Consider the following 11,771-nt stretch of genomic DNA (forward strand, 5'->3'; position numbering starts at 1 on the left):
CGCGACCGCGGCGACGCAACTACGTCGTAACTTTCACGGTGTTTGCGGTGGCGCGGTCGCGGCTTGCGCCGCTCCTACAGGGGGCGTGCCGCGGTGGGTTCTGCCTTTGTGTGTTCGTTCGGGTGACGACAAGCGAAGATCAAGGGCTTCCGTCCGCAAGCGGCCGGGTCACTTTCTTTGTCTGAAGCCACAAAGAAAGTAACCAAAGAAAAGGCCTTATTTTTTTGGATCAAGAGCCACTATGGCTCGAAAGCGGCGCGGGGCCGCGCCATAAGGGGCATCCTGCCCCATGGCGCGCGTGCGCATCCATGCGCACGCCCTCCGGGGCTGCGGGACGACTTCATCGGGCTTAAGGGCGAGCACAAGCAACGGCAACGGCAAGATCAAAATGGATTCCGGCTTTCGCCGGAATGACGGTGGGCAAGGGACGATGTGGTTGCGTTGCCCGCCCCTGCAACCGCAGACGAAACCAGCCAGGGTCCTTTAGGGACGGCGCGAGCCGCGACCGCGACAAACTCCAACGCCGGCGAAATCCGCAACCGCGGCCTCCTCCGAGGCCGCGCCCAATCGTCGTGCGGCCGCGCTCACAACGCCCGATGCACCGCCTCCCCGAACAACGCCGTGTGGTGGCTGCAATCGTTCAAGCGCACCACGTCCAACCGGTCCACATGATCGCCTTCGAGCAGGTTCAGCGTCGTCGGCGCCTGCCGGAACGTCCACAGCTTCGCCAGCGGGATGCCGAGGATCCGGCACAGCAGCACCCGGTTGACCGCGTCGTGGGCGACCACCAGCAAGGTGTCGTCGTCCTTCAGGCCTTCGCAGGCCTTCGCGAACGCCGGCCAGGCGCGGTCGAGCACGTGCACGATCGATTCGCCGCCGGGCATCAGCACCTCGTGCGGGGTCTCGCGCCAGGCGCGCAGGCGGTCCCCGTCGCGCTCGCGGATTTCGCTGGCGAGCAGGCCTTCCCAGGTGCCGTGGGCGATCTCCATCAGGCCGGGGTCGAGCTTGAGCATCGGCGTGCGCTCTTCGCCGAGCGCGAGTTCGGCGGTGCGGCGCGCGCGCGACAGCGGCGAGGCCACCGCGCGGGTGATCGGCACCTCGCGCAGGCGCGCGCCGAGCGCGCGCGCCTGGGTTTCGCCGACCGGCGACAGCGCGATGTCTTCCTGCCCCTGGTAGCGGCCTTCCGCGTTCCAGGGGGTCTCTCCGTGGCGGGCGAGCAGGATGCGCATGCGCTTACACCTGCGCCAGCGAGAGGATGCCCGGGGTCGCGCGCAGCGCCGCCAGTTGCGCGTCGTCGACCGGACGGTCGACCGTGATCGCCGCGCGCGCCTGGCCGTCGCCGGCCGCGCCGAGGGCGAAGTTGACGATGTTGACGCCGGCCGCGCCGAGGGTGGAGCCGACCGCGCCGATCATGCCGGGACGGTCTTCGTTGCGCAGCAGCAGCACGTGCGCCTGCGGGTCGAATTCGATCTCCACGCCGTCCAGGCGGACCACGCGCGGGCCGCGGTGCAAGGTCGCCTCGATCTCGCGCGTGCGCTTCTCGCCGATCACCCGCAGCTTGAGCAGGCGATCGAAACCGTCGCCGTTGCCGCCGAGCGTTTCCGACACGGTGAGCCCGCGCGCGGCGGCTTCCTGCAGCGCGTTGACCGGGGTGACGCGGCCCGACGCGGTGCCCAGCAGCGCCGCCACTAACAGGCGCGACAGCGGCCGCGTATCCAGCGCCTCGGTGCGTCCGGCGTAGGTGATTTCCAAGCGCGTCGGCGCCGGCACCAGACGCGCGGCGAGGCGGCCCAGCGCCGACATCAGCGGCATCCACGGGCCGACTTCGCGCGCGGCCTCGGCGGTCAGCGGCGGCAGATTGACGCAGCCGGCGACCGCGCCGGTGGCGACGAAATCGATGATCTGCCGCGCCAGGATCGTGCTCACCGCCTGCTGCGCTTCGCTGGTGGACGCGCCCAGGTGCGGGGTCAGGATCAGCTTGGGATTCGCGCGCAGCGGCGAGTCGGCCGGCAGCGGTTCGGTGACGAAGGTGTCGAGCGCGGCGCCGGCGATGTGGCCTTCCTCGATCAGCGTCAGCAGCGCGGCCTCGTCGACCAGTCCGCCGCGCGCGGCGTTGACCAGGTAGGCGCCCTTCTTCATCGAGCGCATGCTCGCTTCCGACAGCAGGTTGGTGGTTTCCTTGGTGCGCGGGATGTGCAGGGTCACCACGTCGGCCCAGGCCAGCAGCTCCTCCAGCGTCTTCAGCGGCACGCTGCCCTTGCCGGCGGCGGACGCGGGCAGGAACGGATCGTGCGCGGCCACTTCCATGCCGATGCCCTGGGCCTTGCGCGCGACCGTGCCGCCGATCCGGCCCAGGCCGATCACGCCGAGCTTCTTGCCTTCCAGTTCGAAGCCGGTGAGGCCGTTCTTCGGCCACTCGCCGGCCTTCATGCCGGCGTCGGCGCGCGGGATGTGGCGGGCCAGCGCGAACAGCAGCGAGATCGCGTGTTCGGCCGCGGCCAGGGTGTTGCCGTCGGGCGCGTTCATCACCGCGATGCCGCGCGCGGTGGCGGCGTCGACGTCGATGGTGTCCACGCCGGCGCCGGCGCGGCCGATCACGCGCAGGTTCGCGGCCTGCGCCAGCGCCTCGGCCGGGACCTTGGTCGCCGAACGCACCAGCACCGCGTCCACGCCCTTGAGCGCTTCGGTCAGCGCGGCGGGATCCTTGATCGGGTCGGACACCACGACGTCCCAGCCCGCTTCGCGGAACAGGGTCAAGCCGTCTTCGTGGATGCCATCGCAGGCCAGTACTTTCATCGTCGCAAGCTCCAGGTCGTGAGGGGATCAGACGAGGACACGCTTGCGAGCCGGCACTGCGGGAAAGATCGCCTGGGGTGCTCCGGCGCCGCGAGCCCATCGGGGGCCGGGAACCGGGACCGCCTGGGGCGGCGCCGCCCTGGGGGCGGCTTTCTGACACGGGTCGGGAGACGGGGCCGGCTGGCATGGGAATCCGCGACTGCCCGCGCAGCCTACGGCAGGCCGCGCGGGCATTGCAAGCGGCGTGTGCGCGGCCCGCGACCGCGGCCGCATCGCGCCCGCGCACGCACGAACATAAACATACGGCCGCGGCCTGTCGCACTGCCGGTGCGCAGCGCCTTGCGCGCCGGCACGGTGCGTTCCTAAGCTGGCTTGCGAGCGGCCGAAACGCGGCGGCCGCCGCCGGCGCGGCCGCCGGGGACCAGGGACGGAGTCGGCCGGGACGAGGCGTCGCGCGAACCGTTCGCACGCCCCGCCCGGCATCGCGCCGAACGCGCATCGTCCGCCTGCCCCGCGCCGTCCGCGCAGGCGCACCGCGCCGGGGCTTGGCCCGGCGATCTCATCACGACAAGGAGCGCCTCATGAGCAAGAAGACACTGGTCCTGACCCTCGGCCTCGGCCTGACCCTGTTCGCCACCGCCGCCTCGGCGGTGTTCGTCGGCCGCGGCGAGTACGCGGCTTACTACCGCAACGGCGAACTCGTCGGCGGCGAGTCGCGCGACTGCGACAACAACCTCAGCCAATGGGGCGAAGTCACCGACGATTACGACATGGGCTACTGGGTCTGCGGGATCTGACCGCGGCGAACGCAGACAGCGAACGCGACGGCGGGGGCGACCCCGCCGTTTTCGTTTTCACCGTTTCGCATACGGCCGCCGCGAGCGTCGTAGCGCGATCGCGGCAGGCGCGCAACGCATTGGCCCCACCCGCGCGCCTCGATGCGTTCGACCAATTCCCGATTCCGAACGCGCAGCGCGCCTGTCCGTACGACCATCGTCACAAAGCGACGATCAGGTGTTAGATGTCACGTGAGTAAACCGAGCGCGAAGCCTAGCTTCGTGGCGCCGGCGATCTGCCGGCACTTCGAGAGAACTCACCATGCGCAAGACATTCGCTCTGGGGCTCGGCCTGGCGGCGTTAGCCGTGGTCGGCGCCGCGGTCGCGGCGATCGGTCCGACCGGTCCCGGCCAGATCTACACGTACTACGACGACAACGGCGCGGTGGTCGGCCGATCGTCGATCCATTGCGACGGCACGCCCGAGGCCTGGGGCAAGTTCACCAAGAACTACGACGTCGGTTACTACCTCTGCGATCCGGAGCCGTAATCGGCGCGCCCGCGCTCGCGTCCGCCATCCGCAGACGCCGCGAGCGCCCGGCGCCATCGCGCGCACCGCACCATCGCACTGCCGCAACACACGATCGAACCGACCCACGCAGCGCACGCCCCGCTCCGACGCGAGCGACGTCACGATGCGAGCGCGCACCGCGCGTCGAAGATCCCGCCAGCGTCCGCGCCGCAAGGCCGCCGACGTCCATCTTCCGCACAGTCAACAGGAGTTCGTCATGCGCAAGTCTTTCGCCCTCGGTCTCGGCCTCAGCGCCGCCCTGGTCGCCACCGCCGCCCTCGCCCGCCCGCCGGGCCCGGACGAAATCGGCGAGTTCTATTTCTACTTCGACGCCGCCGGCAACGTGGTCGGCCAGGCCGAGCTGAGCTGCAGCGGCGTGTACACCGAATCGGGCGTGCGCACCGCCAAGTACAGCAGCGGGCATATGGTGTGCCCGCCGCCGCGCGATTGATCCGACAAGGCTGAAAGCAGAACAGGAGTGAGCGCAGAGGAGTGAGGAGCGAGCGAAAGCAAGGCGCTACTCACTCCTCTGCGCTCACTTCTCGCCTTACCTGCCCGACGCCGGCACGCCCATCTCCGCCAGCAGGCGCGGCGCCGGGAACACCTCCTGCATGACCCAGCGCATGTAGCGCTGGTCGACCGAAATGGTGCGGGTCGCGGCCGGATCGAACAGCCAGCTCGAACTCACCGACTCCCAGTTGCTGTCGAAGGCGATGCCGACCAGCTTGCCCTGGCCGTCGAGCACCGGCGAGCCGGAATTACCGCCGCTGATGTCCAGGTCGGCGAGGAAGTTCACCGGCACCGACTCCAGCCGTTTGTCCGCCAGCGCGCCGTAGCGCTTGGCCGAGATCGCGCCGAGCAGCGGCTGCGGCGCGGCGAACGGCGCGGCGCCGCTGTGGCGCGCGGCGATCTCCTCGACCCGGGTGAACGGCAACTGCTTGGCGCCGTTGTCCTTGGTGTACGCGGTGACCGTGCCGTAGCTCAGCCGCAGCGAGCCGTTGGCGTCGGGATAGGCGATGCGGCCGACGCTCTTGCGGAAATCCGCCAGCGCCTTGAGATAGACCGGGCGCGCGGCCACGGTCTCGCCGGCGCGCGCGCGGATCTCCTGCTCCATCTGCAGCAGGATCGGCATCGCCGCGACCGCGAAGCCGACCGCGCCGTCCTTGAGCGAGTCCTTGCTCTCGAACGAAGCGCGCTCGGCGTTGAGCCAACCGGCGCGCTGCTCCACTCCGAGCAGGCGCGACTTGCCGATGCGGTCGAGCGCGCGCTTGATCGCCTTCTCGTCGTCGCCGTCGAGCCATTGGTCGATCGCGGCGACGCGGTGCTCCTTGCCGAGCTTGACGTACTCGTGCAGCCAGTAACCCAGCACCTGCCGGTCCACGCGCACGTCGCTGCGGCGGTCGAATTGCTTGAATCCGTTTTCGTAGGCGCCGCGGTCGCGGTCGTGGAAGCCGCTCTCTCGCTGCGCGTCGGGCTTGGCCCGCTCGATCGCGCCGCGATAGAGCTGGGTCGCGTTCCACAGCGCGCCGGTGGCGGCGAGCTGGCCGAGGATCAGGTCGCGGTCGCGTTCGGCGCGCGCCTGGTTGCCCAGCTCGACCAGGCGCGCATGCGCGTCCAGCGCCGGCTGCCCGGCCGCGCCCTTGCCGCGCAGCCATTCCAGCAGTTCGTTCTCTTCGTTGCGCTTGAGCTGGGCGGTGCCGGCGCGGCGGAAGCTCTCGATCTGGCTTTCGTAGTTCTTGGCCGCGCCGAGCCAGCCGCGCACGGTCGGCGCGTACTTGGCCTGGGCCTGCGGGTTCTTGCGGGTTTCGGCCTCGACCAGCGCGGCCAGGCGCTTGTAGTGCGCGGCCACGGTCGGATAGGTCCACTCGGCGTTGGCCTGGAAATCGTCGGCCATGGCGTAGCGGTTGGTCAGCGACGGAAAGCCGGCGAGCATGACGAAATCGCCCGCGCCCAAAGGCTTGTCGGCGATCTTGAGCCAGCGCTTGGGCTGGTAGGGGATGTTGTCGATCGCATACGGCGCCGGCCGCCCGTCCTTGCCGACATAGGCGCGGTAGAAGGCGAAATCGCCGGTGTGGCGCGGCCACATCCAGTTGTCGTTCTCGCCGCCGAAGTTGCCGATGCCCTCCGGCGGCGCGTAGACCAGGCGCAGGTCGCGGATTTCCAGGCTGCGCTGCAGTTCGAAGCGGTTGCCGCCGAAGTAGCTGTAGAGCCGGCAGCCGTAGCCCGGCGTGCGCTCGCACTCGCTCACCAGTTGTTTTTCCAGCGCGTCCAGCGCGGCCATGCGCGCGGCCGGATCGGCGGCGGCGGACAGCGCGGACTGCACCTTCGCGGTCACGTCCTGGACCGAGTCGAGCACGTAGATGCGCGCGTTCGGCCCGGCCGAGACTTCCTCGTTGTTGGTGCCGGTCTTGAAGCCGTCGCGCAGCAGGTTGCGCTGGCCGGTGGAGTTGAGCGCGATCGCGCCGAGCGCGCAATGGTGGTTGGTCAGCAGCAGTCCCTTGGACGAGACGAAGCTGGCGGTGCATCCGCCGAGCGGCACCACCGCGCCGAGCGGATCGCCCTTGGGATCAGCCCACTGCCCCAGTTGCTTGGCGTTCGCGCGCGCGCCGGATTGCTTGAGCGCCGAGGCCAGCTCGGGCAGTTGCGACGGCATCCACAGGCCTTCCACCGCGCGCGCCGCGCCGTGCCAGGCCAAGCCGCTGAGCAACGTCCCTGTCATCGCCATCGCTCTGGCCAGCACCGCGTATTGCATCAAGACGTCCCGGGGTTCGAGGGAGGTCGAGTCTAGCCTGAGGAAAACTGTGAAGGCCATTGGCAAAAGCGTCGTCGCGGCAATATCGCGAAGAGGCTTGTGTCGTTTAACGCTGTACTAATTTTTCCCGTGGCGAAAACTAAAATTTTCGTTAGCGCGACGGCCCGGCGATGCCGGCTCTTGCGGGAGCGGCTTCAGCCCAATGCCTGTCGCTCTTATGGGAGGGGCTTGAGCCCCGATGCTTGTCGCTCTTGTGGGAGGGGCTTCAGCCCCGATGCTTTCCGCTCAGGTCGCCGCGATCTGAGACAAGAGCATCGGGGCTGAAGCCCCTCCCACAACAGCGCAAAGCATCGAGGCTCGCGCCACTGCCACAAAAGCAGAACGCCAGCCCGAGGGCTGGCGTTCCGGGTTACGCGATCTGCACAGCGCTTACTTCTTCTTCGCCGCCTTCGGCGCCACGCCCAGCTCGCGCAACACCTGCGGCGCCGGATAGACCTCCTGCATGATCCAGCGCATGTAGCGCTGGTCGACCGCGATCATGCGGGTCATGGTCGGATCGAACACCCAGTTCGAGCTCACCGACTCCCAGTTGCCGTCGAAGGCCAGGCCGACCAGCTTGCCCTGCCCGTCGAGCACCGGCGAACCCGAGTTGCCGCCGGTGATGTCCAGGTCGGACAGGAAGTTCACCGCCACCGTCTTCAGGCGCTTGTCTTCCAGGCCGCCGTAACGCTTGTCGGCGATGGCCTCCAGCAGCGAATCGGGTGCGTCGAACGGATCGGCGCCGGTGGCCTTGGCCGCGACTTCCTCGAGCTTGGTGAACGCGGCCTGCTTGCTGCCGTCGAGCTTGGTGTAGGCCTTGACGTTGCCGAAGGTGATGCGCAGGGTCGAGTTGGCGTCCGGATACACCGCCTGCTTCTGGCTCTTGCGGTAGTCGATCACGCCCTGCAGGTAGGCCGGACGCGCGACCAGGGTCTCGCCGAGCGCGGTCTTGTCTTCCTGCTCCATGCGCAGGTTCGCCGGCAGCAGCGCCTTGGCCAGCTCGATCGCCGGGTCGCGGCTCTTGTCCAGCGCCGCGCGGTCGGCGCCGAGCAGCGCCACGCGCTCCTTGAGCGAGCCGAGCTTGGTCTTGGCCAGCTTGTCGAGCGCGCGCTTGATCGCCTTCTCGTCGTTGCCGCCGAGCCAGCGGTCGAGCTCGGCGATGCGCTCGCCGGCCGGCAGCTTGACGTACTCGCGCAGCCAGTACGCCTGCAGCTCGCGGTCCATGCGCGCATCGTAGCGGCGGTCCATCTGCTCCAGCCCGGCCTTGATCTCCGGCAGGTCGCGCTGCTGGTAGCCCGGCTCGCGCTCGGCGTCGGGCTTGGCGCGTTCGACCGCCACGCGGTACACGGTGCCGGCGGCGCCGATCGCGCCGCCGCGGCGCAGCTGCGAATAGATCAGGTCGCGGGCGCGATGATCGGCCTTCTTCGCCTGCAGCTCCTCGAGCTTGGCGTGCGCGTCCAGCGCCGGCTTGCCGGCTTCGCCGCGCTTGCGCAGCCACGCCAGCACCGCGGCCTCGTCGGCGTGCTTCTTGGCGCCGGCGTCGATGCGCTTGAAGCCTTCCAGCTGGCCGTCGTAGTTCTTCAGCGTGTTCTGCCAGCCGCGCACGGTGCTGGCGTACTTCACCCCGATTTCCGGGTCCTGCTTGGCGGTGCGCTCGACCAGCGCAACCAGGTTCTTGTAGTGCTGGGCGATGGTCGGGTAGGTCCAGCTCTGGGTCGCCTCGAACTCGCTGGCCAGGGCGTAGCGGTTGGTGCGGCCCGGATAGCCGGCGACCATGACGAAGTCGCCCTCGCCCAGCGGCTTGTCGGCCATCTTCAGCCAGTGCTTGGGCTGATAAGGCACGTTGTCCTTGGAATACTCGGCCGGCTTGCCGTCCTTGCCGACGTAGGCGCGGTAGAACGAGAAATCGCCGGTGTGGCGCGGCCACATCCAGTTGTCGACTTCGCCGCCGTAGTTGCCGATGCTGCCCGGCGGCGCATAGACCAGGCGCACGTCCTTGATCTCGATGTTGCGGAACAGGCGGTAGGTGACGCCGCCGAAGAAGCTGTAGATCTCGCAGCTGTAGCCCGGCTCGGCCTCGCACTGCGCGACCAGACGCTTCTCCACGGCCTGCGCGGCGAGGGTGCGTTCGATCGGGGTCGCGGCGCCGGCGATGGCGGCGTTGACTTCGGCGGTCACGTCGCGGATCGAATCCAGCGCGTAGATGCGCGAGGCCGGGCCGGCGGAGACTTCGTCGCCCGGCGCGGCGGCGTTGAAGCCGTCGCGCATCAGGTTCTTCTGCGCGGTGGAGTTGAGCTGGATCGCGCCGTAGGCGCAGTGGTGGTTGGTCACCACCAGGCCCTGCGGCGAGACGAAGCTGGCGGTGCAGCCGCCGAGCGAGACCACCGCGCCCATCGGGTCGCCGGTGAGGTCGGCCAACTGCTTGGGATCGAGCTTGAGCCCGGCCTTCTTCAGCGGGCCGGAGATCTCCGGCAACTGCTGCGGCACCCACATGCCCTCCACCGCGCCGGCCGGGGCCGGCAGCCCCAAGCTCAACGTCCCTGCCGCGACGGCGGCGGCCAAAACCGTGTAGCGCATGCGTATACCCCTGATCTGTACGGAAAAACGGTCTCAGAGTCTAGCCCGGCGCGGTCGGCCTCGCCATGACGCGGGGTGGCCGTCGACGGGCTCTGGCGGGGGCGTCGGTCGCAGTCCGGGGGCCTGGGCTGGTGGGCCCCCGGCTTGCCTCCAGGTTCGGCGGCACCGGGACATGCCGGTGCGCCTGCCTCGGGGCGTTGCCGGCGGGCACCGCAGAGCGCTGCCTCCAGCGCGCCGGGTCGAGCGCGATCCGGATGTCGGGTCGCCAGCGTAAGCGACGCGAGAGGAGGACTAGCCCGGGCCGGGCGAATCAGGCGAAACGCATCAAGGCGAAGCCGGCTTCCCTGCCGTGCCGCACGGGCTCAACCGCAACTCGCCGGCGCGGCCTGCCAGGCAGAACTCGCTGGCGAAATCGGCCGATTCGCTGTTCTCGATGGGGTCGAGAATATTGGACGCATCGATCCTGACGCGGAAGCGCCCCGCCGAAAGCGGCTGCGCCGGCACCGTCGCCACGAAACCGTCAGGCGCCTTGCCGTAACACCAGCGGGTCTTGCGGTCGAGCCGGATGCCCTGGCCGTACTCGTCCACGGGATGGGCCGCGCGCCATGCCACGCCGTAACCGGCTTCGGTGTAGCGCCCCACCTCGAGCGAGCGTGCGACCACACGCTCGCGATCGACGTCCTGCGCGCCCGGCGCGAACAGAGAAGGATCCTTGAACGTCTCGACGCGAAAACAGATCGAGGCGCCTTGCTGTTCGACGAACACCTTGCCGTCGCTGTCGCGCGAAGCGGCGCAGGCGGGAAGCGCCAATGCCGCCAGGACCGGAAGCGACGCCGCCCAGGCGCGACAGACGAAGGCCGGTACGAGAGAAATCCGAGTCATCGCGAAAGCCATCATCGTTCGTCTGCCCGCTTGGTAGTGGTGGGAACCAAGGAACGGCTGGAAGGCATGGCCAGAAATCCGGCCAGTACCGCTTCCAGCCACCGTCCGCGCTGGGCCTGCGGAATCTTCAATCCGCTTTCGCTCATGGGCTGCGTCGGCCCGAGATAACGCTTGTGACTGGCGTAGTCGGCGATGATATCGCCTTGCTGCTCCATGTTGAAATCCGAAAGCGAAGAGAAAACCTCGACGTAGCCGGCGTCCTTGAGCACGTACTTCGGCTTCTGGAACAAGGGAAGTTCCCGCCTGGGCGCCAACGAGTATTCGTAAGGAGACACCGGCCGCTTCTTCAGCAATCCGGTCCGGTCCGGTGATCGAGCTTGTCGGATTCGTACAATCCATGGATTTTCAAGCCGTTCGCCTTGACGTTGTAACCCAACTGGTACTGCCAGACATGCACCATCTCGTGCACGAACAGGTGCTTCATGCTGTCGTCTTCGACCGAATAGTCCTCGCGGAACAAATTCTTCGGCATCCACATCTCGCCGTTCGGCGTCATCGCCGTGTTGTCGTCCTGCATGCCGAACCACAGGTACTCGTCGTTGTGGATCTTGACCTTGTCGTAATCGATGGCGTCCTTGAAGATCCTGCGCGCCAACCGCTTCTCGCCTTCGGTCAGGCCGCGCGATTCGCCCTCTAACGTGACCTGCGCCTGCGACGACCCCAAGGCAACGGCATTGGTCTGCACGCCGGCGATCGCGACCGTCGTGGCGCTGGGGGCCGAAGCGCCCACGTGCTGGGCGCAGCAGGTCCGAGTACGGTCGGGCGGAAAGAATTTCGCCTGGATCACGGTCTGGGGCCGATCGGTGACGATGCGGGCCGTCTTGCCATCCTCATCGGTGGTGCCTTGCAGCACCTGTCCGTCGCCGAGGGTGATCGCATACCGGGTCAGCGCCAGCGGCAGGCCGCCGGCCGAACTGAAACGCAATTGCTCGTCGAAACGGCCGGCATCGTCGTCCAGGCGCGTGTCCGTCGCGAACGCGGGCGAATCGGCCGCGGCGGCCGCGGCGGCCGCGAAAACCTCGCCGCCGCCGGCCATGCCGCCGCCTCCGGCGCCGCCTGCCGCGACCGACGTGGACATTTGCCGCACCGAAACCAACAAACAGCCGCAGGCGCAGCCGTCGCGCTCGCGCGCCAGCGGCTGGCCGTCGACGATGAAGGTCGCATCGCCGCTGGCGATGACCGTGGGGCCATGCAGGCCGCACACCACGCTGTCGCCGATGCGCGCCACCGGCTTGCCGTCGATATCGGTGAACGGCGACCCCGACACCACCTGGCCGCCGCTGGAGGTGGCGTCGCCCACGACTATCCATAGTCTCGC

General features: G+C 68.7%; 11 protein-coding genes. 4 read left to right on the forward strand and 7 right to left on the reverse strand.

What is annotated here, in order from left to right; genetic code table 11:
- Positions 1 to 584: 584 nt before the first annotated feature.
- Together RDV84_RS25400 and serA are read right to left on the reverse strand one after the other, a co-directional pair.
- Positions 585 to 1,229 (reverse strand): histidine phosphatase family protein, encoded by a 645-nt coding sequence (locus RDV84_RS25400; protein WP_309152041.1) that lies wholly within the window; start codon positions 1,227 to 1,229, stop codon positions 585 to 587.
- A 4-nt stretch (positions 1,230 to 1,233) separates the two neighbouring features.
- A complete protein-coding gene (gene serA, locus RDV84_RS25405) occupies positions 1,234 to 2,796 on the reverse strand; it encodes a phosphoglycerate dehydrogenase (RefSeq protein WP_057946694.1) in 1,563 nt (520 codons plus the stop codon).
- A gap of 581 nt (positions 2,797 to 3,377) precedes the next feature.
- Between serA and RDV84_RS25410 the strand changes: the two genes are divergently transcribed.
- From RDV84_RS25410 to RDV84_RS25420, 3 genes are all read left to right on the forward strand, one after another.
- Complete coding sequence (locus RDV84_RS25410) at positions 3,378 to 3,593, forward strand: DUF6289 family protein (protein ID WP_309152042.1); 216 nt, start codon at positions 3,378 to 3,380, stop codon at positions 3,591 to 3,593.
- 301 nt (positions 3,594 to 3,894) lie between these two features.
- Positions 3,895 to 4,122, forward strand: coding sequence for a DUF6289 family protein (locus RDV84_RS25415; protein WP_309152043.1), 228 nt, complete (start codon positions 3,895 to 3,897; stop codon positions 4,120 to 4,122).
- 238 nt (positions 4,123 to 4,360) lie between these two features.
- Entirely contained in the window at positions 4,361 to 4,594 is a 234-nt protein-coding gene (locus tag RDV84_RS25420) for a DUF6289 family protein (protein WP_057946691.1), read from the forward strand.
- A 96-nt stretch (positions 4,595 to 4,690) separates the two neighbouring features.
- On the opposite strand, the gene RDV84_RS25425 is transcribed toward RDV84_RS25420, so the two are convergent.
- Entirely contained in the window at positions 4,691 to 6,802 is a 2,112-nt protein-coding gene (locus tag RDV84_RS25425) for a S46 family peptidase (RefSeq protein ID WP_309153777.1), read from the reverse strand.
- Positions 6,803 to 7,133: 331 nt separating this feature from the next.
- Here RDV84_RS25425 and RDV84_RS27230 point away from each other — a divergent pair, with 331 nt between their 5' ends.
- The gene (locus tag RDV84_RS27230; protein ID WP_425606339.1) at positions 7,134 to 7,199 is read left to right on the forward strand and encodes a DUF6053 domain-containing protein; all 66 of its coding nucleotides are present in this window, start codon (positions 7,134 to 7,136) and stop codon (positions 7,197 to 7,199) included.
- Between the two features lie 125 nt (positions 7,200 to 7,324).
- Here the strand turns inward: RDV84_RS27230 and RDV84_RS25430 are convergent, their stop codons facing one another.
- From RDV84_RS25430 to RDV84_RS25445, 4 genes are all read right to left on the reverse strand, one after another.
- On the reverse strand, positions 7,325 to 9,427 hold the full coding sequence (locus RDV84_RS25430; RefSeq protein WP_309153778.1) for a S46 family peptidase: 2,103 nt from the start codon (positions 9,425 to 9,427) through the stop codon (positions 7,325 to 7,327).
- A 408-nt stretch (positions 9,428 to 9,835) separates the two neighbouring features.
- Entirely contained in the window at positions 9,836 to 10,405 is a 570-nt protein-coding gene (locus RDV84_RS25435; RefSeq protein ID WP_309152044.1) for a hypothetical protein, read from the reverse strand.
- Positions 10,405 to 10,683 (reverse strand): hypothetical protein, encoded by a 279-nt coding sequence (locus tag RDV84_RS25440; RefSeq protein ID WP_309152045.1) that lies wholly within the window; start codon positions 10,681 to 10,683, stop codon positions 10,405 to 10,407. Before RDV84_RS25440 ends, RDV84_RS25435 begins: the two co-directional genes overlap by 1 nt.
- A gap of 56 nt (positions 10,684 to 10,739) precedes the next feature.
- The gene (locus tag RDV84_RS25445) at positions 10,740 to 11,753 is read right to left on the reverse strand and encodes a PAAR domain-containing protein (RefSeq protein WP_309152046.1); all 1,014 of its coding nucleotides are present in this window, start codon (positions 11,751 to 11,753) and stop codon (positions 10,740 to 10,742) included.
- Positions 11,754 to 11,771: the final 18 nt, after the last annotated feature.

It is taken from the genome of Lysobacter yananisis (assembly GCF_031199375.1).
Taxonomy (GTDB): Bacteria; Pseudomonadota; Gammaproteobacteria; order Xanthomonadales; family Xanthomonadaceae; genus Lysobacter; species Lysobacter yananisis.